Source organism: Tumidithrix helvetica PCC 7403, from assembly GCF_965232925.1.
GTDB lineage: Bacteria > Cyanobacteriota > Cyanobacteriia > Pseudanabaenales > Pseudanabaenaceae > Tumidithrix > Tumidithrix helvetica.
This window is the reverse complement of the sequence record NZ_CBDDRA010000001.1, coordinates 243943-269978: the sequence shown is the minus strand read 5'-3', so window position 1 is coordinate 269978 and position 26036 is coordinate 243943. Positions and strand designations below refer to the sequence as shown.

Here is a 26036-nt window from a genome sequence, read left to right as displayed (position 1 = left end):
TTGCTACGCCATACCAAAGAACTTGAAAAAATATTCTTAATTTTCTCCCTTATTCGTTATGTTTTGGATAAGCCTCTATCATACTACTGACTTCTTGACTTAGTGTGAATACTGCTACAAGAAACCGCTGATAAAGCTGTTTAAACTGTTTTGCCGTGATGGAATCTAGAACCCAATGATAGATAACGACTAAAATATTATTTTCATTTTGAGGAACGAGGGCAAAGCTAGCGCCACAAACTTGATTGGCATAAAGCTGACGGTGAAAAAGAGCTTCTAAAAACGCAGGATCGGGAGAAGCTGGAATTATCGCAATGGGGGTTGACAAAGAAAAGAAGCTGCCTGTTGGCGAAAGTTGAATTTCTAGACTTAGTTCCCCATCCTTTGAGTCCATAATGGAAGCTGGTATGGGTATGGAAAGGCGACACCAGCCTGATTCGCTTAAGAGGATTTTCGGTAAATTTGATGATTCGCTCAGTTCAGTTAGCGCTATATCTAGATCGTTTTTTAAGGACATTTTGCTTAAATTTACTAAACTTACTTTGTGGCGATTCAATCCTTGGAAATTGAAGAACGGTGCGATCGCTAGCGTTGCTGAATATCGTTAGCGATTGCGCTACCAACCGCAGGTACATAATTATCCACAAAACCATGTCCTTTGCCTTTACCGACACTATGCAATTTAGAACCCTCAGTTCCGCCAGTACCGATCGCCGCATCAATTTTTCGTCCTGTTTCGCTATAGGTTCCAACAAACATACTGACGACATCTAAGCCACCAACATACATGTTGATATCGACAAGTGCGGATGGATGCTGCACGGCATTGCCAGCATAGATCAGCTGTATATATTTATTCATGGCTTTTTTAGCCGCTTCCGCCGCAAATCCTTTTAGACTGATTTCAGCCAGAACTTCAGGATCGAGACCAATTCCTGGATCGTTTGCTTGCCAATATTCAAGTACTTCCTGCCATCTATTTTGCTTAACTTCAGGTAGAAATTCTGGAATTAATTTTTCATGGACATTTCTGACCGCATTGTCTGTTTTGATCGTGCCACGACTATGGGCGGATACGGTAACTCTTTCTTGGCGATGAACTGCATCCAGCATAATTTCTTCCTGCTTTTCTGTGGCTTCATCCCTGACTTCGACTTTACCCTTGAGACAATCCCACACATCGACCAGTGGATTGCCCCTCTGAGCGCTGTAGGTGTAAAGCACGTCGATCGCACTTTGTCCGACTGCCATATCATCCTGAGCGTCAAGAGCCTGATTCACAGACTCTTGTAAAGCAGCAGCACTCAAAAGTCCCGATTTAGGAGCCACAGCCATTCCGTTGATATGCGTGACTTTGGGATACCAATCCCCCAAAGAGATCGGTTCTGGATAGGGGGCAATCATCGGAGCCTTATCGTTAAAGCCTGTAACCAGTCCCATCGCAAAATACATCACCTTGCCATCTTCCATTTGCCTGCGTTTCACCTCTTCAATCGTACGCTTGGGGGCTCGACCTGATATACGGAACTGCTTGCTGTCAAAATCGCTAAAGTCACTGCCATATTCCTTGCCAGCACCTGTTACTTTTGCCGAAAAAGCATTGCTTCTTTGCCTTGTTTTAGGCGCAGAGTCCATATCTTCACTGGGGGGAGCACCGATCTTCTCAATTTCCGCAGTCGCTTCCTGTCGCAATTTGTTCACGCCTTCTCTGCGATCGCTTTCTTCGTCTGCAACTTTTAACCAGCCATCAATAGCATCGAGTAGTTCGGAAAGCAGGATGCGATCTGCTCCACTTTTTTCAATGGTTTCAAGAATTTCATCTATTTTGGCAATTCTATTCCTTCTGTGAAATTTAACGCTGGTTGCCTTTTTGAAATCCTCGGCACTCATCAATCGCTGAATGGAAGTGTCAGCGATCGCGCCACGATCGATCGGAATGTTCCCTGAGTCAGGCGCAGAACTTCTCTGTATTGCTTGCTCTGTTTGCTCTGGCTGCTCTGGCTGCTCTGGCTGCTCTGGCGATCGCGCTACCTCTGGCTCGGCTCCGATTGCTAGTTTTGCCTGAATTTTTGCCTGATAAGCCGCTTTGATACCCTCCCACTTTCTTGCCATGATATCCACCTCTGGGCGGGGAGCAAAAGAAATGTTCTCTAGACGATGCCCTAGCTCTTTCGTCCGATCGTTGGGTGCTTCTAAAGATTGAGCTTGAGACTCTTGGGGTGGGGCAAAGGGTCGCATCTGCAATGGACTGCCCGTAACGACTGGCTGATTGTGCTGAACTTGTTGAACGGGCTTTTTCCCATCAGATGTATAGTACCGACCCATAGAATATTTTGTCCAAAGCTAAACTACATAGTCTGACAGGGCACATTCAAAGCCACGAATTATATATATTTTAGATCTATCAAGCCTTTTTTGGGTAAACGTTTGAGAGGAATTTATTCCTATTGCGAGATCGCGGAATGACTAAGTGACGAATAACTGGTTGTGCTTCTAAAACCTATATTAACTTGGCATTTATAGTAGTACCCCTTGAAACAACAGTATCGCCATAAATGCCTAAAGTTATCGGGTTAATAATTGCTCGGGAAAGAATGATTGATGAGTACGATCTCCTTATAGAAGGAGATCGTACTCATCTTGTTCATCCTGAACTTGCTGAATAGCCTCTTTGGGAGTTATTTCACCTTTCAGGATAGATTTAAAACCAGGTAAATAGTCATCCATGACAACAAAACTAGCTTGGATCAAAGGATCGATTAACCCCAAGGTTAATCGATCCTGGGTTACATCAATACTGGTTTTATAGCGTACCTCTCCATCGTCAAAATCCATTTCAAAGTTGCCAATATTCAAGCCAAAGTTAGCTCTAGTCAAATATTCAGCAATAGCTAGACGCTTTTCCTCTGGCACTTTTTCTGTCAATGTCGATAGAAAAATGAATTGATTCGCTTCCTCGCGCACTCTGGCATAACAAAACCAACTTCCATTTTCTCCCTCATATTCAAAACGCAAAATTGGCAGATCTTCATGTCGATCTACTGGCCAGTCTTTTTCTATAAAATATTCTTGAACTAAATCTAAAATCTTTATCATTGGAAGCTGTTCTTTATCAAGATAATCAAAAAAAAGCTGAAGTGAGTTATAATCTTATCTGATTTTTGGCATGATTTTTATTTACAAATTTACTGGTTTGGCGATCGCCAGTTCGCGGCAAGCTGGAACTACTACGATTCAGTCATATATACCCATACCTCACCACCATTTTTGTAAGCAATGTTAGTCACAATAAACCTAGCTCCTGGTGCAAACAATACCTCTTTCTCATCTGGGCTGTTTGAAAGTAACTCAATCGATTTACCTGTTTTAACTCCTGAAATTTCATAGAAAATGTCAAATTTATCGCCTCCCGGTGCTTTTTTGGGTGCGTCCTCAGTAGTGGATGTGCTTAATGGATACGCTCTAAAATCTACCTTACCAATAGGAAAACGCTGTTGAGCATATTGCTGTCTTTCTAAATCAGTTTTTTCTTTGAGCTTATTGTTTGAGTCCTCTCCCCGATACACCTTGCCATTGTAGGGACTCATTTTATCTAAACCCGATATTAATGCTTTCATCATCGGATTAGTATATTTGAGGGTAGACATAGCTCCAGTACCGCCTTCATTTCCCCATTTTCGAGCGTTGGGATCTGCAACATCTTTCTCAGCAAAGTCTTTTGTACTTAAGCTGTTAGCCGCTGAAACAATAGGTACATACTCAGCAGTAGTGTACTTAAAGATGGCTCCAAGTTCTTTTGGATCTAAGCCTGATAACTCATCAATGTTTTTCTTGATATCTGGAGGTAAGGTTTCAAGCAAATATTGTTCGTCTACATCACTTAGATATGAATGCAATTCCTCTGGGGTAGAGATCTTCAAAGCCTCAACCTGCTGTAGTAGAATTTCTTCGGAATTTTTTAGCACATCCTTCGAATATTTAAGAAACAAATCACAAGCTTGCTGACGATTTTGGGCTATAAGCTTTTTTAAGTGGCCATCAAGTAATTGTTTTTTATTGGTTTGTAGGCGACTTTTTGCATTCAGGTTGCTCCAATATTGAGTTGCAAGTATTGATTTTTCCTTTCCACCAATTTCCTTGGATTTTGGAGTTTGCAGGTTACTTAATTGATTGGTGTCAAGTTTTCGATCTTTACCAGTTCGTTCGCGATCGACTCGGGATTTCATCATATCTGCGAAATCAGCTAAGTATCCCTGCTGCTCATCTAGGACGGAGGCAGTATGATAAGTTTTCACCAATGCCGCCAAAATTAGTTCGCCTTTTTGAGCAAGAGGTTTCAATAGGGCAGAAAATGCAGTCTTTAATTTCCCAAATTCTTGTTGGTTTGTTACGCCTGCTGTTGGTGAACCCGTTTTATCGAATGCTGCTGATTGGACTTTTTGCTTTAACTTTAGTAAATCATAAAGAACGTCATTGGGTAAGCCTTCTATATATGCACGAGGAATATTTGCATCAGCTAAAGTCTCTAATGCTTTGTCTCGTGTACTTGCATCAGAGGCTAACGTACGAGTCTCATCAGCTTGTAGTTTTTTGTCTCCACCAAAAATGCTTCCGTGGTATGTCTGCCATAAAATAGATTGAATGTCATCTAATTGTTTAGGAGTAATAACACCAATTAGACGACCCAATTCAGCACGAATATCAGCAGTTACAAAACTATTTGTAGTTGAATTAAATCGAGCATTCATAATGGCTTCCCGAACTTTAAACAGATCATCGATTCCTTTAGGCGGAAGCATACTTAAAGTTAAGCCCGGAATACCAACATCACTCAAAACATTCATTTTGTTGTCGTCTGGAGTTAGTCCTTTGTAAGCATGATGCTTTTTCAACAAAACGGTTAAGATCGCTTCAACTTCATCTCCTCCTAAAGTATTACCTAAAAAGATAAAAGCATTATGCTGCCTAATACGGCGTATTGATTGTTGTTTCTTCGCCATGCGATCGTCCGTATCGATCGTTTGTTGTGCTACAATCTCACTTAAACGAGCTAATTCCGCAGTAGAGCGCTCATCAAGTCCATTCAACAGCGTGTCAGATAAACCCTGAGCGCGAAGTGCTTGCTTGAAACTATCTTGGTCTTTAGCCGCTTCAGTTAGTCCCCCAGAAAGAATGTCTTTATAAGTGGTAGATAGGAAATAGCTTGGGAATTGGTTTTCTGGAAGTGTATCCGCAAAATCACTCGGTTTCATCGGAGACAGATTGTTAGCAGACTCGTATTCTTTCCCAGGATTGTTCTTGTCGATTTCAAAAGCTACACCATAGCTTTCTGCTGCTTTATAGACTTCGTAGAAACTGTGGTCGCGATTTGCCAGCATCCAGCCAGCAAGGGCTAATCGCATGCCTTTCATGTCATCTTCACCACTAAGCCCTAGGTTTTGAACTGCATGTAACATCAAATCTGTGGAGCCAGAAATACCAGCTTCCATGCGAGCTTTCACGTCCGATGCAGCTTTTGAACTATCTGAGCCAAGATTAATTTTGTAAAACTCACCACCCTGCCCCCATTCAATTTTGGTATTAGGATCTTTCTTAAATTTGTCTAGTTCTTTCTGATCTGGTTTGGCTTTTCCTTTACGCTTGTAGAGTAATTCAAGTTCGGCTTTGGTTAGGTCTGGCACATCTCCCACGCTAAGTGTACGTTGTTCGGTCAAAGATAGCCCCCTACTAGCAGAACCTTGGCGCTCTTTGTTGGCTTTATGGGTTTCGGCTTTCCATCCCATCACGTTACTAAAGCGATCGTGTCCAAATACATCACGCTTTGAACGGCTACCGGTAGTCTCTTTTTCGCTCTCTGCAATTTGCGCGGACTCAGAAATCTGTTTAGTAGTCATCCAATCTTTTAAGCCAGAGTTCTTGGCAAACCCTGTTTTTACAACTTCCTTTTCGATTCCACCTTTGACAAAACTTTTGATTTTTCCAGTTTTATCGTCTTTCTCGTTCACCACATTTTGTGTGGCTGTCTTGATTTTCCAATTTCTGGGGGTTTTCTTTTTTGCTTGACGATCTAATTCGATCGCAGCAAGTTTCAACCACTTTGAAAGATTGTTGTTGCGAACAGCATTGTATACTAACTTGAGTTTTGTTCGCATGGGTTGCGATTTATCGGAAAACACCTCTTGGATGTTTCCGGCAGTCATCTCGAATGCGCCATAGTATTCATCTCCGCCTTTCCAAGCAAACTCCCGCTCATACGTCTTTGCTTGATCTCGCCCTGTCGCTTTTGCCCAAGCGTCAACGATTTGCTTTACACGAGCAAGTAGTACATCAACAACAGCATTTACTTTTGCATCCTTCATGATTTTAGGAGCCATTTTAAATTCAAACTCCTGCGTCTTGGAGGCATATTTTTCTTCGCTTTGTTGATCGACTCTTGCCTTTGCCATTGGGCTTAGTGCCGCATAAGTGCGTTGAATTGGCATATTTGCATTATTCTTAGCCGAGATAGTTTGATGGGCTACCTCTTGCACCAATTGCTTACCACTACTACGACTTGCCCGATCTCCCATTTCATCTGCTTCTTTTTCCAACTGAGGGTCGCTATTGATTGGCGCTCCTTTGGCTTGTAGGGGCGATTTTACCCGACCCTGCTTCTGTTGGACAACGTGCCATGCTTCATGAGCCAGATGCTTTTCCTCACCTGCTCCTACATAAATATCTGTTCCTTGCGTATAAGCTAACGCCTGTATTTGAGCTGGTTTTGAGGAGTTGTAATGTACTTTTACATCATCCATTCCTATACCAGACAAATTCTCAACCCCTGTTTTGACTTGATCGGGTAATCCAGTATTGTTAGCCGTTTGTTTGCGTTTTAAGGTGGTTCTTGAATCTGCCGATCGCTGTTGCACCACATGCGTCAATTCATGTGCAATTAATTCCTGCCCATCAGTACTTGAGGGATTATAAGATCCCTGCCTAAAGAACACATCTTGCCCTGTCGTAAAGGCTTTCGCTTGAATTGATTGATTTAATTGGTCAGATTGCGAATCTGTATGTACCTTAACGCTACTAAAATCTGCTCCCATCGCCTGACCCATCTTTTCTTGCAGATTGGGATCTAAAGGCTGACCGCTACCCTTTGCCTGCTGAATCGAGCTTTCCAACTCCTCAGAGGCATCCCCACCAACTGTCCCCCGCCGCTGGAGCGCTGGTTTCATTTGTAGTTCTTCGTCCTCCTCCTCTGATGCTTCATCGCGTTGGATAGATTCAGAGAGGGGTTTCATTTGTAATTCTTCATCCTCCTCTTCTGGCGCTTCATTGCGTTGGATAGATTCAGAGAGGGGTTTCATTTGTAATTCTTCGTCCTCCTCTTCTGGTGCTTCATCGCGTTGGATAGATTCAGAGAGGGGTTTCATTTGTAATTCTTCGTCCTCCTCTTCTGGTGCTTCATCGCGTTGGATAGATTCAGAGAGGGGTTTCATTTGTAATTCTTCATCCTCCTCTTCTGGTACTTCATCGCGTTGGATAGATTCAGAGAGGGGTTTCATTTGTAATTCTTCATCCTCCTCTTCTGGCGCTTCATCGCGTTGGATGGATTCAAGAGGTTTGGTCTGGACTTGTTCTTTGTCCTCGCGCTGAACGTTTTCAGAAGTATTAATGGTTTGGACGACTTGCGATGCTACTTGGTCGGCTTCTTGCTCGTACTTATCGCCCACAGCCCCGATCGCTAGCTTAGCCTGAACTTGTTTTGCCTGATAAGCAGCTCTGATGCCCTCCCACTTTCTTGCCATGATATCTACCTCTGGGCGTGGCTGAAAGGAAATATTTTCTAATCGATGCCCCAACTCTGCCGTTCGATCTTCTGCCTGAGGTTGGGCTTGCGACTCTTGAGGTGGGGCAAAGGGTCGCATTTGTAATGGGGTGCCTGTGGAGATTGGCTGACTTTCTTGAACTTGGGGAGCCTGTTTTTTTGCAGATGTACGATATCGTCCCACGGGTTTTATCTCCAAAACTACACGACAAAACTAAGCAATGGCAATCAGAAAGCACTAGCCTACCTTGCATTTTAGCGCTAGCAATCTTTTTTGAGCAAACCTTTTCGTAAAAGTTTATGGGGCTTGCGGCGCGATCGCGTTACGAGCTTAAAGGAAGGCTTGGGTGAAGTTGGGCTGTATCATTACTTTGCGCTTAAGGCGATCGTTTGGCAATACACAGCGACCAATCCCTAAGTCAATTTCTGGCATCCAAAACGGTTCACCAATCTGTAACTGATAGACTCCTTCCACTAGTTTATAGATTCCCAAGGGTAGATGTCCGTCGCGCTGCCAAAATCTGGGATTGTAGATCGCATAATACGTCACACTTAGTTTGCGATAAATCGCTAATTTTTCTTCATACTCTCCGCCTGAGGTTTGGGATACCACTTCCAATGCAAATATGGGAACCAGTTCCTGTTCTTCCCAAACTACATAGCTCGTACGCGATTCTCCACCTTTGCGACGTTCCACGCCCAAACTCAAAAAAACATCTGGCACAACGGGGACTTTGGGATTTAACCCTGTGGTGTGATAGACACCCATACCCAAAGCGAAATACCAGTCGTCGCGATTTTCCCAGATGTGTTCCAGCAAAAACAGCAACACATTCGGTATGAAGTTCTGGTCTTCGTTATCCACGGGGGTATCGTCTGAACCGATGAGTTCGTTGCTGGTAGGCAGGTTTTTTAGATCTACTTGAAGCACAAACTAACCTCAAAAGTATTTGAGCTATCTGACTCGTATTATAGGCGATCGCCTAACAACCAGAGCAGCTCAATTATTTTGGAAAGTGAAATATAGGAGTAGCGCCATCAAAAATTAGGCGGATGCCCTTGCCTGCGCAAAATGGTAGAGACCTGAGCTTGCTTTAGCATCGTTCGATTTGCGGCAAGTGCGAGGACTATATATCGGTTTCAGTCGCTTTTTTGTTCTTCGCTTTCTCTTTTTCAATGAAATCGTCATCTCGGTCTGTTTCGATGCCTTTCTTCTTTAGTAGCGGTTTTAATTTTAGACGATGAGCATTCCCACAGGCAAAGATGCGATCTCCCGCTTTTTCCGCCTCTAGAATAGTGTCATACATCGATTTATCCCTATAATAGTCATTGAATTTCGCGCGCTTGCCGATTGTGACTTTTTCTTCGCCCATTAGTTTCAACTTACTTTTCCATGCCCAGTACTTCCACTTAGTCGTAAGGCCTGTTTCCTCCTTCGCTGCCTCCTCATACAATTTTGTGAGCTCTTCCAGATTCTCACCTATAGGCGTGTCGCTAATATCGTCCAGGGTATTACCATTCTTGATTTGTTCCATGGTAGCCGTTATATTTTCATTGTGCAGCTTGCCAAATTTTTTTAGCCCCTCATTTGAACTGGTCTTGCAGTACCTTAATGCCTGTTTAAACGCTTTGATTAGTCGGGCTGGGAGGTTCGCTGCTTGCAATGCGGATTGGGAGTCAGGCTTGATCAGATGTCCGCTCTTGGTATATTTGTTGGGCTCAATTGGACTATTTTTGTACTTCTTCTGCGCCTTTACAATCTCTAAGATGTCGGCTAGTCCGCGTGCATATCGTACATACGCACTCTCTGCATGGTGCTTGAATTGGTTTCTTCCTATCCTTTGGTCGTCTAAAACTTTCTTTAAATCTTCCTCATCAATGTTGGTTGCGTTCTCATTGTTGTCATCGCCTTCCTGTTCATCGTGATTGACGATCCCTTCATACCGAAATTTCGTGATGTTTGTGCTATTAATGATATCGGGAACTTTCGTACTACTGTGACTCTCGCCTAATACCAGCAGCCCTTTTGGGAGGCGCACCCATGTCCCATCGGACAACTTACCAATTCCTTCTACGCTCGTTGGATCATTCGCAAATTCTTCAAATTCCTGCCGATCCTTAAACCGACGAACAATTTTGTCATTGATAAGTTCTCGTTGTTTTCCTTCTTGCGGGTTATCGGGTTTTTCATAATTTTGCCCAATGAATGCCTTGCGCTGTATTGAGTTAACTGTGTGAGCTTTTGCCATAACTTCATGATCTTGCTTTGGTAACTGATGCGAACTCTGCTGCACCACATGGGTCAACTCATGGGCGATCAACTCCTGTCCACCTTTACTACTTGGGTCATAAGCTCCCTGCCGAAAGAAAATATCTTGTCCCGTCGTAAACGCTTTCGCCTGTATCGATTGATTTAATTGGTCAGACTGCGAATCTGTATGCACTTTTACGCTACTAAAATCTGCTCCCATCGCCTGACCCATCTTTTCTTGCAGATTGGGATCGAGAGACTGACCGCTACCCTTTGCCTGGTGAATCGAGCTTTCCAACTCCTCTGAAGCATCCCCGCCAGCCATTGCCTCCCGCCGTTGAAGCAATGGTTTCATTTGTAATTCTTCGTCCTCCTCCTCTGGTGCTTCGTCGCGTTGGATGGATTCAAGAGGTTTGGTCTGGACTTGTTCTTCGTCCTCGCGCTGAACTTGTTCGGGGGTATTAATGGTTTGCACGACTTGAGATGCTACTTGGTCGGCTTCTTGCTCGTACTTGTCACCAACCGCTCCGATCGCTAACTTAGCCTGTACCTGTTTTGCCTGATAAGCTGCTCTGATGCCCTCCCACTTTCTTGCCATGATATCCACCTGCGGGCGCGGCTGAAAGGAAATATTCTCTAATCGATGCCCCAACTCTGCCGTTCGATCTTCTGCCTGAGGTTGGACTTGCGGCGCTTGAACTGGGGTAAAGGGGCGCGTCTGTAGCGTGTTAACTGTGAAGGACGGCTGGCTTTCTCGATCTTGGCGAGCCTTTTTTTTGGCAGATGTACGATATCGTCCCACGGGTTTTATCTCCAAAACTACACAACAAAGTTAAGCAATGGCAATCTGAAAGCACTAGCCTACTTTGCATTTTAGCGCTAGCAAACTTTTTAGAGCAAACCTTTTTCGTAAAAGTTCATTGGGCTTGCTGCGCGATCGCGTCACGAGCTTACAGAAAGTCTTGGGTGAAGTTGGGGTTCATCCTTTTACTCAACCTACAAGATCGGCGATCGCTTCGCCAAGTAACCTACCAGCAAATTCGGATGCTAGAAGTTAACGATCGCGGCTATTGGGAAACTAGCGATCGCTATCGGTAGATGCTAAAAAAACTGCTGAGATGCGATCATTGTATCTAATCGCAAACTTCTCCATCCTTGTTGCGATCGCATTAAAAGACAGAGCGAAGGAGAATGGAGCGTTTTGGAAAGTGAAACACAGTGGAAATGTGAATTTATTAAATCTAAGAGTTCTGCCTGAAAGAAAACTAATCAGCCCAACCAGTTTTATATCCAACCTTCAACTTACCCTCTCCAAATTCAGGAGGCAATTTAACAGATTGCTTGACGTACAGCGCAAGCCAACTTTCAGTATTTAAGAGAGGATCGTTTGATTGGCTTTGGCTACTTGAAAGAAGACGATCTGCAATTTTCTCAATCGATCTAACTTCAGTAGAGATCTCATAGATTAAAGATGGGTCAATCTTTGTCTCGATTTCTACATCAACATTAGGTTGTAATTTGCCGCCAAAGATTTGACCGCGCATATCTAGTCTGAGATGAAACAATTCATCGGCATCAATTCTTTGATAAATTTCAGGACTGACTATAAACGTCAGAAAGCATCTGATAATACTGTCGGTTCCATCTAAGAAATCGACTGCTAGTTCCAATGCTCTAATAGAGATCGAACTTCCTTCGCGATCGCGCATTTGCAATTCGCAGTCCAGAGAATGATGCAATGTTTTCATCGGTAAGGTTCCCCCGCAATTAAGAATATGAACAATTTAATACCATTTTCAAAAAAAGATGCGTTGCATCATTTTTTGAAAAGACCGCGCAGAGCGCGGAACCCAAAACCCGATCTGTGGCAAATTCAAGAGAAATTGGTATAACATCAGAAAATCGCTCATATAGGGAATCAGGTGGAACTTGATTTTACTCAAAAAATTCATTTACTAAACATAAGGATCTCAGTTGCCCTTTTTAACTAACTTTACCTACTTACCCATATGAGCGCAGAAAATAATAAAGATTAGATAACTAAATCATTCCTTTTTACTTTTTATTTTTGATTCTCCCTCCTTTTCTTTCTTTTTTTGCGCTTCTTGATATTTGAGTTAGTTTCTTTATTTACCGTTTTATTCTTACCATATACGTTGTCATATATGGCTTCCCAATCCAATTCATCTTTATCAGAATTTTTAGGCTGGCTTTTTATGTTATCTTCATTATTTACCGTTTTTTTCTTAAACGTATATTCAAGGGCTGTTTCGGGATTGATCACCCAATCGCCACCCTTTTCATATCTCAAGATAAAAAGTCGACTAGAACTTTCTTGTTTGAATGAAAACGCATCAATAAGATTTTCCTGAACATCTAGTAATTTATCGACTAATACAAATGTTCCAGTCTTCACATAATCCAAAGATATCTCCTGTGATAATGCCGATTTCTTGAATTTGTTTTTGTTCTCTTCCTTCAAGTCATCACCTGAAGCATCTCCAGGCTTGTATTTCCCTTTATATCCTAACTTCACACCAACCGTACCGCTACAGCTATCTTTTAGATTGCCTAACTCATTCAATGTTTTTGATGGTGAAACAAACTTAAATGCCGAACCTGTAACGTTATTCATCGCGATCGCGGAAATCCCAATATCTTCTGCCATCGATTTAATTATTCCCGCTTTTTGTCCCACTTTCTTCTTTTCGCTCGTTTGGGATGCGATTTTCACAACAGAATCTAAAAGACCACCAATCACGGCTGGTGCTCCATCAAGAACATTCTTTGTGAAAGGAATTTGGACTTCAGCACCCACCTCAAAAGATATTTCATCTTTCCCCATTCTTTTATAGAGACCTTTCGCTTCATTTGGATCTTTGACATAACGCTTTCTCTTACTAGTGTCTTCAAGCGCGACGACCTTGAGTTTCCCAGACACCTTAAAGATTCCTGCTTTCCCTTCAAATGGAACCTCTAACTGATAAGCCGCTCGACCAATTTTTGGTTGTACTCGACTTTTACCTTCTTTGGAGAATTCTTTGCCACGTTCGGTGTAAAACCTATCTTTACTATATGTATGGAATCTCTTGCCAATATGCTCTTTACCGCCTCGACCGATCGCTAGAGACTTGTGGTCGTAGCGATTGCCAATGGAGTTTTTAACGCCAATCTTTCCGCTCAATCCCATGCCACCCGCACTTTTTATCCCTCCCGAAGCAGTTCCACCAAGCAACGCTCCAGTTTCGACATAGTTCTTCTTTCCCTCGCCAAATGCTTTCTTCTCAACTTTTGCCGCCCATTTTTCTGCCTTATCGTATCCATCATTGCTCAGAGACCCTCCCCACATATAATTAGATATCCCAACTGGAAGTACAGAAGATTCGACGAAGCGGCGATAGATCGCATAGGAAATCATTCTCATGACCATTTTGCTGTCCTCGCCTTCAGACTCAAAATATCCTCCTATCTCAGCTTTTAATTCGGCAAGTCCCCCAATTTTAGCGCCCCCAGTTACTGTAAGCTCGCAGCGAGTGTTAAGTTGTTTCGCTTTTTTGCGTTCGCATTGCATGAGAAGGCGCATCCCAACAAACCCTACACCTGACGGTTCGACTGGAATCTTTAGTTCCACCTCTAGTTTGCTCTTGTCTCCTACATCGGGCACTGCCGTATCGATTAAATGACCGCATCTGTCAAAGGCAGATTTGGCGCTACCTTCATGCTTTAGTTTCTTTGGGTTTTCGTCGTCTAGATCTATTTTGCTTTTATTATATTGGGACTCTATTGATTCTTCTTCGTCGTCTAGATCTATTTTGCTTTTATTATATTGGGACTCTATTGATTCTTCTTCGTCGTCTAGTTGTATTTGGTCGTTTGGCGATTGAGAGATTTGTGTGACAGGTTGTATCGGTTTGGGAAAAATTTTTCTACTTGTATCCCCACTATTCCCGCACTTGCGCTGCACTGCTCCGCCATTTTGCTGCACGACATGGGTCAATTCATGGGCGATCAACTCTTGTCCATCCTTGCGACTGGGGTTATAAGCTCCCTGCCTAAAGAATACATCTTGCCCTGTCGTAAAGGCTTTCGCTTGAATTGATTGATTTAATTGGTCAGATTGCGAATCTGTATGTACCTTTACGCTACTAAAATCTGCTCCCATCGCCTGACCCATCTTTTCTTGCAGATTGGGATCTAAAGGCTGACCGCTACCCTTTGCTTGCTGAATCGAGCTTTCCAACTCCTCAGAGGCATCCCCACCATCAACTGCACCCCGTTGTTGGAGCGCTGGTTTCATTTGTAGTTCTTCGTCCTCCTCTTCTGGTGCTTCCTCTCGTTGGATAGAATCAGAAAGAGGTTTCATTTGTAGTTCTTCGTCCTCCTCCTCTGGTGCTTCATCGCGTTGGATGGATTCAAGAGGTTTGGTCTGGACTTGTTCTTCGTCATCGCGCTGAACGCTTTCAGGAGTGTTAATGGTTTGAACGACTTGAGACGCCACTTTGTCGGCTTCTTGCTCGTACTTATCGCCCACTGCCCCGATCGCTAGCTTAGCCTGAACTTGTTTTGCCTGATAAGCAGCCCTGATGCCCTCCCACTTTCTTGCCATGATATCTACCTGCGGGCGCGGCTGAAAGGAAATATTTTCTAATCGATGCCCCAACTCTGCCGTTCGATCTTCTGACTGAGGTTGGACTTGTGACTCTTGTGGTGGGGCAAAGGGTCGCATCTGCAGCGTGTTAACTGTGAAGGACGGCTGGCTTTCTCGATCTTGGCGAGCCTTTTTTTTGGCAGATGTACGATATCGTCCCACGGGTTTTATCTCCAAAACTACAAGACAAAGCTAAGCAATGGCAATCAGAAATCACTAACCTACTTTGCATTTTAGCGCTAGCAAACTTTATCGAGCAAACCTTTTTCGTAGAAGTTCATTAGGCTTGCTGCGCGATCGCGTTACGAGCTTAAAGGCGGCAATTGGGAAACTAGCGATCGCGATCTGTATGTTTCGCTATTCTTTAGACTCATGAGGCGATTGTACTTCGAGCGTTTTGGAAAGTGAAATATTAGAGGTAAAACAATAGTTGTCTGATGCAAATCGCATAGAATATATTGCACATAAGGCTTGTTGGTGTTGGGTTGAAGAATGAAGCCCAACCTACGCGATCGCCGATCGCACCGCTATCTGACTTTAGCCTAGCTAAAACATAAAATCGATCTCATCACTAAGATTTCAATTGCTCTATAATTTCAAGTGAACTAAAGTAAAGATAACAATGGCAGCTAAAGATAGATTTCATGCTGCAGTTAGGATTGCTCTTGAAAAGGAGCAGTGGAATGTAACCGACGATCCGTTACGGCTGGAAATCGGTGGAACTAAGCTTGAAATTGATTTAGGAACGGAGCAATTGCTGGCTGCAGAGAGAGGCAAAGAAAAAATTGCAGTTGAAATAAAGACCTTCTTGAGTGATTCGCCATTGACTGACTATCATGCCGCGTTGGGACAGTTTTTAAATTATCGGCTTGCCTTAGAAATCGTCGATCCAACCCGTATCCTATATTTAGCAGTTCCTTTGAGTACTTATGAAGCTTTTTTTAAGAGGGAATTTGCACAAATTTCATTAGAACGATACCAGATCAAACTGATAGTTTATGACCCAATTCAAGAGGTGATTGTCCAATGGATACCTTAGAGTTTTATCGCAATGTAATTCAGTCGTTATTGTCGGCTTATGCTGCCATTCCGATCGCGAATGGATCGATTGAGTGCTATACAGTTTTCGATACAAATCAAGACCATTATCATGTCATGAATGTAGGATGGGACGGTCATCGCCGAGTTTATGGCTGCGTTTTACATTTGGATATTAAGAATGGAAAGATTTGGATTCAGCAAAATATGACGGAAATGAGGGTTGCCCAAGAGCTAGTAGATTTAGGGGTGGCGAAGGAGGATATTGTGTTGGGTTTTCAGGCTCCTGAGATGCGGGAATATACGGGCTATGCAGTGGCTTAATTGATGCCGATCGCCGACTTTCCAATTCACCACAACCGGCGATCGCATCACGCATTTAAAGAAAGTCTTGGGTGAAGTTGGGTTTCATCCTGCTATTCAATTGACAAGATCGACGATCGCACTCAATCATCGATTCTGTCTCGTGTATACATGGACATATACAAGTTTGGTGTCATCATCAGCTATCGTGTTGGTTTTCTCGATCTCAAACTGTGCGTTGGGTGAGGTTACGAGTTCCTCCTCTACCTTTACATTTGAAAATGCTTTGATGTCTTTCCCTCGAGTAAGCTCCATTTGCAACAGTATCTTATATTTTCCTGACGTTTCATTTCGGAAATTTTCAGCTATTGACTTACTTTTGCTGTTGCTCTGAAATGTTTTGGGCTCTAACTTTCCAGCACCATACTTTGCAGCGTAATTGCTTGCACTAAGACTCTCCCCACGGTAACAGGTAGCACTCACATCGGGGAGTTTTTTCAGCCCAGATTTTAGGAGCGTTACATGATCCTTGACATCAATCGCTAGTTTCTGCGTTTGTTCTGGAGTCATTTTTTCTGTGTATTTTTCCCACCACGCTCCTCCATGAACTCCTGGGTTCACTGCTTTGTATGATGACATAGAAAATGCATTGATCGCCATTACCTCGGCATCGCTTAGACCATATCTTTGTTGCTCGAATCCCGCCCCATCATTCATTATTTTAGGGATATCGCTATGAAAAAAGTCAGCTGTATTGATTTTCCCGAGCTTGTACTCTCGGTCTCTTCTCATGTCTTTTTCCTGTTTTGTACGCTTCCCTTCTCGCGTTCCACCTGAGTCTCTCCCGTATAGCTTCTTCATAGCTATATCGTACTGCCTGTCGTCTAACTCCACCAAGCGTTCTTTAAACTCGAAGTTCTTTGTTGCCACTTCTATAGCGAAATCGCTTGCCTTCGTTATCGCTTCGAATAAACCAGTAGAATTGGTTTGGTCGAGGATTACCTTTATGGCGTCTAGTTGACGCGGATTTTCCACCGCATATAAAATTAATTGCAGTTTTTCGTAGGCTTCCTGATTTTTCTCTTTTATCTCTGCCATTTTCTGGCTGTTTTCCCTGTCTTTTCGCCGTTCTTTCCATCTCTTCTCAGACCACTCTACCTTATGTATGCTTGCCAACTTAATTCCCTCTGCCACCTTTATGCCAGCCACATCCGCTCTACTTACCACCATACCGACAAGTTTGTGTATTTCATTTCTGCTATTGAGCCGGAATGGTTTACACTCACTATCCACTTTCATGAGTAAGTCCTTCATTATTTCTTTTTTGATCACGGGCTCTAAATACGGGTATTTCTTGATTACCAACTCAACTAAATCTGACTCCACGCTCTCAAATAACTCTGACTTCTCGCCGTTAGTATATTTTGTCCACTCTGGTTGTAGTTGACGCCCCCATGTAATCTTTCGCTGGATACTTCCTCTTGTTTGTTCGCCGTTTACATTCACCGAACTTCCCTTATCGTTAGTCCCGCTTCGACTTTTTCCATCGTTCTCTCGTCCCACCGATCGCTGCACTGCTACACCATTTTGTTGCACCACATGGGTCAACTCATGAGCAATCAACTCCTGCCCACTGCGACTGCTAGGATCGAACGCCCCTTGCCGAAAGAACACATCTTGTCCCGTGGTAAAAGCTTTCGCCTGTATCGATTGATTTAATTGGTCAGACTGCGAATCTGTATGTACCTTTACGCTACTAAAATCTGCTCCCATCGCCTGCCCCATCTTTGCTTGCAGCTTGGGATCTAAAGGCTGACCGCTACCCTTTGCCTGCTGAATCGAGCTTTCTAATTCCTCAGAGGCATCGTCACCATTAACTGCCTCCCGCCGCTGAAGCGCTGGCTTCATCTGGATCTCTTCATCCTCTTCTTCTGGCGCTTCGTCGCGTTGAATAGAATCAGAGAGGGGTTTCATCTGGATCTCTTCATCCTCTTCCTCCAATGCTTCCTCTCGTTGGATAGAATCAGAAAGGGGTTTCATTTGTAATTCTTCGTCCTCCTCTTCTAGTGCTTCGTCGCGTTGGATGGAGTCAAGAGGTTTAGTCTGGACTTGTTCTTCTTCCTCACGCTGAATATTTTCAGGAGTGTTAATGGTTTGGGCGACTTGCGAGGCTACTTTGTCGGCTTCTTGCTCGTACTTATCGCCCACTGCCCCGATCGCTAGCTTAGCCTGTACCTGTTTTGCATGATAAGCAGCTCTGATGCCCTCCCACTTTCTTGCCATGATGTCCACCTGAGGGCGCGGCTCAAAAGAAATATTTTCTAATCGATGCCCCAACTCAGCCGTTCGATCTTCTCCCTTTGGCTGAGGTAGGGATTGTTGGGGCGGCGCAAAGTCGCGCATCAATAAAGGTATGCCAGTGGAGATGGGCGGACTTCGATCGCCCGATCTCGCTTTCTTTTTGGCTGAAGTATAATATTTTCCCACAACTTCCTCCAGACTAAACAACGTAGTCGAGCAAGGGATGTTAGATAATAAAAAACGTCTAAATTTTACCTGTTTTTATGATTTTTGGCTATATTTTTTCATGAATCTTTCTTTATGGATCGATTGAGCGAATTGTAGGTTGCTGCGCCATTCTAATACCCTAAATTCGCTCGATCGGGGCGAGTTTGGGGTCGAGGATCTTTTTCCCTTGACCGGGAAAAGCTACAGCCAAGAACATTTTGTTGCCTTCTCCTAGTAGGTTTGTGACTTTTCCATCGCCAAACTTGTCATGCCTCACCCGATCGCCAACTTTCCAATTCAGCACAACCTGCGATCGCACTACGGGTGTGAAAGAAGCCTTGGGAGTCGTTGCGATCTTTTCAGTGCGTTTGTAGGTGGGAAGTCTATCGCTACCTTTCCCTTTGAGCAGATCCTTGGGGATCTCAGAGAGGAATTGGGAAGGAACGGCGGATTCGCGGTTGCCATAGAGACGACGCGCATGGGCGTGACAGAGATAGAGTTGCTCTTGGGCGCGGGTAATACCGACATACATGAGGCGGCGTTCTTCTTCGAGAGCCATGGGGTCGTTGAGGGAACGGAAGCTGGGGAAGAGACCCTGCTCTAAACCAACTAGGAACACGACGGGGAATTCCAATCCCTTGGCTCCATGGAGAGTCATGAGCGTAACTTTATGCTCTTCTTCCGAAGATTCATCTAAACTAGAGGACAGTGCCGCACTGGCTAAGAAGCCTTCGAGTGAGGCATCTTCATTCTCTTCGGCAAATTGGAGTGCGGCGTTATAGAGTTCCTTTAAGTTACTGAGGCGATCGCTGGCTTCATCCGTGCCCTGTTCCTGCAATTCGGCAATATAGCCCGACTCTGTCATGATGCCTTCGATAATTTCGGCGGAGGTTTTGACTGGAATCAGCGATCGCCATTTTTGGATTAACTCGGCAAAGGCTAACACGCCCTTAGACGACCTCCCCGCCAAAGTTTTAGCCGTAGTCTCATCGCTGAGGATTTCCCAAACAGGAACGGATAGAGCTTGAGCCGCTTCGCTGAGGCGATCGAGGGTCGTCGCACCAATTCCCCGTCGAGGCACGTTAATAATCCGCATGAGGCTGACATTATCGGCAGGATTTGCCAAGAGGCGCAGATAGGCAAGTAAGTCTTTAATCTCTTTGCGATCGTAGAACCGCTGACCTCCAACAACTTTATGGGGAATGCTCAAACGTACCAGCACATCCTCAAAGACACGCGATTGGGCGTTGGTGCGATAGAGAATGGCAAAATGTCCCCAGTGGCAGTCTGGAACTTGACTTTGGATAGTGCGAATTTGGTCGATCACATACTGGGCTTCTTCGATCTCATCCTCGGCGCGAAAGAGCTTGATCAGGTCGCCATCGGCGCGGGTAGCACGCAAAACTTTATCGATGCGTTGGCTGTTGTTCTCAATTAGTTGATTGGCTGCGGTGAGAATATTGGCTACGGAGCGATAGTTTTCCTCTAGCTTGATCATGGTTTCCGTGCGATCGTCGGGCAAGCGATCGCCAAAGGCTTGCTGAAATTCCATTAGGATCGTGAAATCGGCAGCGCGAAAACTGTAAATCGACTGATCGGCATCACCCACAACAAATACCGAGCGCTTATCCCATTTTGATGGAAGATTATTCGTCGTCAGCAAGCGAATTAGATCGTACTGGGTGCGATTTGTATCTTGGTATTCATCCACAAGAATATGTTTGAAGCGATCGTGCCAGTAGTTCAGAACTTCAGCATTTTGCTCGAACAATCGCACGGGAATGAAGAGCAGATCGTCAAAATCGAGGGCATTGTTTGCTGCTAGGCGATCTTGATAAACTTCGTATACGCGCGCGATCGTGCGTCCTCGCAGCGTCGGTTCGTTAATTTCTAATTGTTGCGGCGACCAGCCTTTGTTTTTGGCATTACCGATCGCATACCTTAGCGATCGCGGTTCGTATTTCTTTTCATCGAGATTGAGTTGCTTGGTAGCAATCTCTTTAACCAAAGCCTGCGTATCGGAATCGTCATAGATGGAGAAGTTCTTTTGCCACTTCCGTCCTTTACGATCGACATACTTATCAATTTCCAAACGGAGGATGCGGCAGCACATGCTATGAAAGGTTCCTACCCACAAACCGTCGATCGCATAGCTATTGATATATTTTTTACGAACTTTAGACTTGAGCTTGCGTTGCTGCAATTCTGAGAGTTCGGACAGTGGATGACCGAATTCGGGCACAGCTAATTCTTGTACGAGCAACGCTTCTATGCGTTCGTTCATTTCTTTGGCAGCTTTGTTCGTGAAGGTAACAGCCAGGATTTGTTCGGGGGCAACTTGATGGTTCAAAAGTAAGTTGGCAATGCGATAGGTGAGGGTGCGAGTTTTTCCAGAACCTGCACCTGCAACCACGAGTAAGGGGCCTTCGGTGTGACTTGCCGCCTTTTGTTGAAATGAATTGAGATGTTTGAGAAAGTTGGTCATGACTCGTTGCTTGCTTTAAATATTTGTACCCTTGCAGGAGGGATCGCCCCGTCTATCTTTGCCTTGGTTAACCAAACTGTAAAGCTTGCCCTCTAACTTGTGTGTTTACCTTACCATTAGCAAACACCACCTGACCATTCACCAAGGTTGTCACCGCCCAGCCCGTTAGGTTCCAGCCTTCAAAGGAACTCCAACCGCATTTGGTCAACAGTTCTTCGCGCAGCACGGGTTTATAGGTTTTAAGGTCAACCAGCACCAAGTCAGCATCCCAGCCCTCGCGAATTTCGCCTTTATGGGGAATTTTGTAAGCTTTGGCAACATTACCACTCATCCAACGGCTCACCTGCGCTACGGTGCAGCGTCCTTTCATCGCTTCTGTCAGCATCAGGGGCATGGAGGTTTCGACCCCCGGCATTCCCGATGGCACCGTCGCAGGCTCTAAAAACACTGTCCCCTCAGAGGATTTTTCAGATGAGGCAGTAAGATCCCGATCGCTTGCCTGTCCTTTTTCGGCAAGGGTATGCGGTGCGTGATCCGTCGCGATAAAGTCAATCACGCCATCTAATAGGGCTTGCCACAGGATTTCTTGATCGCGGGGCGATCGCAAGGGTGGATTCATTTGGGCAAAGGAACCAATTTTTTCATAGGCACTGATATTCAGCAATAAATGCTGCGGTGTCACCTCGGCGGTCACCCATGCAGGCTTATCTTGGCGCAAAAACTCCGCTTCTTCACCCGTAGACATATGCAGGATGTGCAAACGCCGCTGATATTTTTTAGAAAGCTTTACAGCTAGTTGCGTAGCATTGAGCGCAGCTTGATTGTCTTGAATAATCGAGTGCAGTGCTGGATCTTTGCTGCCTGCAAATTCTTGGCGGCGTTGGGCAATACGGGCTTGATCTTCGGCATGAACGGCGATCAGACGCGACCCATTCGCAAAGATTTTCTCTAAAAGTTCCTCTTGGTCGATCAGCAAATCGCCATGCATGGAGCCCATAAAGATTTTGATGCCGCAGGTGGGGTGTGCCTCTAGCAACTCCGTCAAATTATTCGCCGTTGCCCCAATAAAGAAACCATAGTTGACCACGCATTTTTGCGCAGCGCGATCGAGCTTGTCATCCAAAGCGGCTTGGCTAATCGTCAAGGGGCGGGTGTTGGGCATTTCTAAAAAGCTGGTCACGCCACCTTTAGCACAGGCACAACTGGCAGTAAACAGGTCTTCTTTATGCTCTAATCCCGGTTCGCGGAAATGCACCTGGGGATCGATCGCTCCCGGCAACAGCGTCAAGCCCTCGCCTTCAATGACAGTTTCAGCCCGATCGCTGGGAATTTGGGCGGCGATCGCGGCAATTTTGCCATGCTCGACCAGCAGATCGCCGAGAAAAAATTCACCATTCGGTAGGAGGATTTGGCTTTGACGGATTAGTACGCTCAAGGGTAAAGATGATGTGTAAAGGTCAGATACAGATCAAATTATAGAACTTTCGCCGTTAAAACCAGTTGCCGATCATCGTAAACGAAGACCAGAAGTAGGGATGTTTCAGATCGACACCATTGGCACTATCTAAGAATGGAATTGCAGGGAATCCCTTAACTCCGATAATCTTACCCTTCTCAATTTTGATCTCACCCCGCAAGAGTTGAAGCTGCGCCTGTTGCAAGGCGATCGCTTTACTGGGAGCTTGGCGAAGTTGGCTGTAAAAGCTAATCATTAAGGGAGCCGTACCCGCATCGCTCACCGACCAAAGCGAAGCCACGACAGTTTCTGCGCCTGCGCTGACGGCTACCCCTGCCAGTCCTAGATGCTCTCCCACGGCGGTTTCGCAAGCACTTAGGGTGAGAATATTCATAGAGAGTTGCAGGCTTGCCAAACGGTTGATCGTGAGGCGATCGTTCCAAAATTGCACGAATGATTCGTTCGGGGATTGCCCGACAAACTTGGCATGGGTCGCGAGATGGACGATTCCATATTTTTTGTCACTAACTTGGGACTGCAAGTTATCGATCGTGAAACCACTGTTGAGGAAAGAGGAACCCGATAAAACCTGCGCTGCGATCGCTTCGACCTCGATTTTGGTTGCAGGTAAGGGTTGCCAGCCCTGTACGGATTCCGACAAACCCATGGCTAAAACTTGGAGGTTGCGACTGCGATCGCTCCGTTGCAGATCGGCGAGTTGCGGTGTGGGAACGGAAGCGATCGCGTATTTTTCGATCAGAAACTGTTTGCCATCATGCAGCGCCGCAGGGGGGATAATCCGTAGATTGCCATTCATCACAAACACGAGGGTTTTGATGTGAGCCTTTTCGAGTTCTGGCTCCATCGGGCGCACGATCCAATCGTATAACTGCTGTGCCTGCGGCAAAAAATCATAGGAACTAGCATCGCGAAGATTGCTGCGAAATTCTTGAATTACCGCATCCATTTCTGCCGTAGTGGCACGATTCACCACTTGGCGGGAAGGCTGGGCAGTCGCTTGCTTAGTTTTATCACTTTTCTCTAACGAACTTATGGATGAACTAAAGGAGGAACTGATTGGCGCAGAACTACCCGAAGGGGGCACAAAGATTAATTCCAGTCCATCTTTAGAAGTAGTGACATAGATCAAAGCCGTCGGGCTGCCCGTAATCTGGGAAATTTTCTGGAGCTGAGATCCATAACAATCGGTCGAGTCTGGTTGCAGCGATCGCAAACGTTTTTGTAGATAGGATTCCAGTTCGGCGATGTGGGCTTTATCGAGGGCACTACAGGCAGCAGGTATTTGGTTTTGCAATAGGTACTGTCGGGCTAACAAAATGTAAAGCCGCGAAATGCGTCCACGAATTTCAGCGAGATCGGGGGAAAGATCGACCTTGGTTTCCGAGCCACCCGACTGGCTGAGCGCGTTGATCAGGTTAAGGATCAAGAGGGGATCGAGACCTCCTGGGGATGAGGGGTGGGTATGGGGTTGAGGATCTGGGTAGTTCATCCCTGGCGTTCTAGAGGTCTGCGATCGCGCTGGATTCGCAAAACCTAACCCAAGTATAAATACGCTCAGGAGAATCATTGGAATCTTAAAAAAAGAAGTAATCATAGGTTTCTAAGGGCGAATTAAATACCAGCTTACATGCAGATGATTTTTGAGCTTCTTTTTTATACGAGGTCGGGTATGACAGCTATATTTTTGCAGCCCAGAAATCAGGATAATACCAATTTAATTGCTGAAAGCAACAGATAGGAAACGCAAGACACTGTGCTTCTTAACGACATGCTAGATCTGTTCTCCTTGGTCTTTAAATTGGTATAAGCTAAAGTTTATTGACGTTATGCAGCCAGAAAAGTTCGTACTGCGTTCAGCATCAGGTTAGATTAAGAATTTCTGGCGATCGCATACAGAGCGAGTCTTTCTAGGAGTCGCCGATCTATTCCCTGCTTTCTGTATATTCGCAAAAGATGTTTAAGCCGACTTTGATGATGTAAAGCGCGATGACGGTGGCGATCGCGGGGTCAATTGGCAACCCAGCTACGCCGACGAGGGAGACGATCAGCCCTGTAAGCAAGGGCGTACTGCCAGGATTTTTAGAATATTCTTTAACCTTGCCGCGAAAGCCTTCATCACCGCAGAGTTCTTGCCGCAGGATTTTGAGCGTAGATTGCCACAGAGATTTTTGGGGTTCGCCATAGGTTTCTCTAGGATTTTTGGCTTCGATCAAGCGATCGAAACATTCGTCGAGGTTGCCGTTGGCGGCGGAAAGGTATGCCCATACTTCTTGGGCTGGGGCATAGTCGTGTAAAAGTTGCTGTGCCGTTTCGATTTCGGTGGGTGTAAGTTGTAGAGTCATGATTCCATTCATCCATTATTCGTTTAACTGTAGGGGTAAAGCATTCCCGCCGCAATAGATAAATTCTGCGATCGCCTCAATATGGGAATGCTTTGCCCTAAACCTCGCAACGCAGAGACAATTTATCAATGGGAGTGGAGAGCATTACACACAGATCCCCGACTTTTTGCGCGATTTACATCATCAATCTTTGGTTGCAAAGAAAAAGTCGGGGATCTTAAACGCTTTGCAATGCAGGGACAATTTGTCAATTGGAATCAAGAGAAGAGGGTTTAGCATTTGCGGAGCGAAATGTCTGTTGTGTTTTTGGGATGGTGACGCAAATGCTAAACCCCTACGGGTCAATGTTTTGCGTTGTGTCGGATTGTGCGAACAACTGCCGTACGTCATCTATGCTGACACCAAGAATCTTTGCGGTCGCGGCGAGGAGGGTATCGCTTTGGGTGGATTGATAGAGACTTACAAGACTTGGAATTGAATAGGTTTCAATTCCATACTTATCTCCAAACTCCACTTTAATTTCTAGGTTTTTGAGATAGTTCTGTTTCGCTTCTTCCCATTGCTCTAAAGCCTCTGCTACTTTGCCTAAGCCTTGATAGGTGCTTGCCTGAGAATATTGATCGCTAAATTCCACAAAAATTTCCAGCGCTTTGAGGTAGTTCTGTTTCGCTTCTTCCCATTGCCGCAACTCTTGGGCTACTCTGCCCAACTGGTGATAGGTGCTTGCCTGAGAATAGCGATCGCCAAATTCCACATCAATTTCCAGTGCTTTGAGGTAGTTCGCTTTCGCCTCATCCCATTGCCGCAACTCTTCTGCGACTCTGCCCAACTGGTGATAGTTTCCAGCCTGTGAATGGCGATCGCTAAATTCAACATAAATTTCTAGAGATTTGAGATAGTTCGCTTTCGCCTCATCCCATTGCCGCAACTTTTGTGCAAGAATACCTAACTGACCATAGGTGCCTGCCTGAGAATAGCGATCGCCAAATTCCACATTAATTTCCAGCGCTCTGAGGTAGTTCAGTTTCGCCTCATCCCATTGCCGCAACTCTTGCGCGACCATGCCCAACTGGTGATAGGTTCTTGCCTGTGAATGGCGATCGCTAAATTCCACATCAATTTCCAGCGCTTTGAGGTAGTTCGCTTTTGCCTCATCCCATTGCCGCAACNCTTG

Annotated in this window: 17 protein-coding genes; 3 read left to right on the top strand and 14 right to left on the bottom strand. The window is 44.9% G+C overall.

Annotation, left to right across the window (positions count from 1 at the left end; translation table 11 throughout):
• Positions 1–49: 49 nt before the first annotated feature.
• From ACP2WE_RS01110 to ACP2WE_RS01085, 6 genes are all read right to left on the bottom strand, one after another.
• On the bottom strand, positions 50–517 hold the full coding sequence (locus ACP2WE_RS01110) for a type III secretion system chaperone (RefSeq protein ID WP_425213762.1): 468 nt from the start codon (positions 515–517) through the stop codon (positions 50–52).
• 68 nt (positions 518–585) lie between these two features.
• On the bottom strand, positions 586–2325 hold the full coding sequence (locus tag ACP2WE_RS01105) for a hypothetical protein (protein ID WP_425213761.1): 1740 nt from the start codon (positions 2323–2325) through the stop codon (positions 586–588).
• A 291-nt stretch (positions 2326–2616) separates the two neighbouring features.
• Positions 2617–3096, bottom strand: coding sequence for a type III secretion system chaperone family protein (locus tag ACP2WE_RS01100; protein WP_425213760.1), 480 nt, complete (start codon positions 3094–3096; stop codon positions 2617–2619).
• A gap of 131 nt (positions 3097–3227) precedes the next feature.
• Positions 3228–7715, bottom strand: coding sequence for an eCIS core domain-containing protein (locus ACP2WE_RS01095; protein ID WP_425213759.1), 4488 nt, complete (start codon positions 7713–7715; stop codon positions 3228–3230).
• Between the two features lie 426 nt (positions 7716–8141).
• Positions 8142–8741, bottom strand: a complete 600-nt coding sequence (locus ACP2WE_RS01090; protein ID WP_425213758.1) for a Uma2 family endonuclease — start codon at positions 8739–8741, stop codon at positions 8142–8144.
• Positions 8742–8937: 196 nt separating this feature from the next.
• Positions 8938–10863 (bottom strand): eCIS core domain-containing protein, encoded by a 1926-nt coding sequence (locus ACP2WE_RS01085; protein ID WP_425213757.1) that lies wholly within the window; start codon positions 10861–10863, stop codon positions 8938–8940.
• Between ACP2WE_RS01085 and ACP2WE_RS01080 the strand changes: the two genes are divergently transcribed.
• Positions 10845–11159 carry a hypothetical protein gene (locus ACP2WE_RS01080; protein ID WP_425213756.1) on the top strand — a complete coding sequence of 105 codons (315 nt, stop codon included), beginning with the start codon at positions 10845–10847 and terminating at the stop codon, positions 11157–11159. The two genes, ACP2WE_RS01085 and ACP2WE_RS01080, sit on opposite strands and share 19 nt — an antisense overlap.
• 167 nt (positions 11160–11326) lie before the next feature.
• On the opposite strand, the gene ACP2WE_RS01075 is transcribed toward ACP2WE_RS01080, so the two are convergent.
• Both ACP2WE_RS01075 and ACP2WE_RS01070 read right to left on the bottom strand, forming a co-directional pair.
• A complete protein-coding gene (locus ACP2WE_RS01075) occupies positions 11327–11809 on the bottom strand; it encodes a hypothetical protein (RefSeq protein ID WP_425213755.1) in 483 nt (160 codons plus the stop codon).
• A 314-nt stretch (positions 11810–12123) separates the two neighbouring features.
• On the bottom strand, positions 12124–14871 hold the full coding sequence (locus ACP2WE_RS01070; RefSeq protein WP_425213754.1) for an eCIS core domain-containing protein: 2748 nt from the start codon (positions 14869–14871) through the stop codon (positions 12124–12126).
• A gap of 460 nt (positions 14872–15331) precedes the next feature.
• Here ACP2WE_RS01070 and ACP2WE_RS01065 point away from each other — a divergent pair, with 460 nt between their 5' ends.
• Together ACP2WE_RS01065 and ACP2WE_RS01060 are read left to right on the top strand one after the other, a co-directional pair.
• Positions 15332–15748 (top strand): XisH family protein, encoded by a 417-nt coding sequence (locus ACP2WE_RS01065; protein WP_425213753.1) that lies wholly within the window; start codon positions 15332–15334, stop codon positions 15746–15748.
• Positions 15736–16071 (top strand): XisI protein, encoded by a 336-nt coding sequence (locus ACP2WE_RS01060; protein ID WP_425213752.1) that lies wholly within the window; start codon positions 15736–15738, stop codon positions 16069–16071. The genes ACP2WE_RS01065 and ACP2WE_RS01060 overlap by 13 nt, the downstream gene beginning before the upstream one ends.
• Positions 16072–16197: 126 nt before the next feature.
• Here ACP2WE_RS01060 and ACP2WE_RS01055 read toward each other — a convergent pair whose 3' ends face one another.
• From ACP2WE_RS01055 to ACP2WE_RS01030, 6 genes are all read right to left on the bottom strand, one after another.
• Positions 16198–18537 carry an eCIS core domain-containing protein gene (locus tag ACP2WE_RS01055; protein ID WP_425213751.1) on the bottom strand — a complete coding sequence of 780 codons (2340 nt, stop codon included), beginning with the start codon at positions 18535–18537 and terminating at the stop codon, positions 16198–16200.
• A 160-nt stretch (positions 18538–18697) separates the two neighbouring features.
• Positions 18698–21043 (bottom strand): DNA helicase PcrA, encoded by a 2346-nt coding sequence (gene pcrA, locus ACP2WE_RS01050; RefSeq protein WP_425213750.1) that lies wholly within the window; start codon positions 21041–21043, stop codon positions 18698–18700.
• Positions 21044–21110: 67 nt separating this feature from the next.
• On the bottom strand, positions 21111–22478 hold the full coding sequence (locus ACP2WE_RS01045) for a dihydroorotase (RefSeq protein ID WP_425213749.1): 1368 nt from the start codon (positions 22476–22478) through the stop codon (positions 21111–21113).
• Between the two features lie 55 nt (positions 22479–22533).
• Positions 22534–24114 (bottom strand): CHAT domain-containing protein, encoded by a 1581-nt coding sequence (locus ACP2WE_RS01040; protein WP_425213748.1) that lies wholly within the window; start codon positions 24112–24114, stop codon positions 22534–22536.
• 328 nt (positions 24115–24442) lie between these two features.
• On the bottom strand, positions 24443–24862 hold the full coding sequence (locus ACP2WE_RS01035) for a hypothetical protein (protein WP_425213747.1): 420 nt from the start codon (positions 24860–24862) through the stop codon (positions 24443–24445).
• A gap of 334 nt (positions 24863–25196) precedes the next feature.
• Positions 25197–25976, bottom strand: a complete 780-nt coding sequence (locus ACP2WE_RS01030; protein ID WP_425213889.1) for a tetratricopeptide repeat protein — start codon at positions 25974–25976, stop codon at positions 25197–25199.
• Positions 25977–26036: the final 60 nt, after the last annotated feature.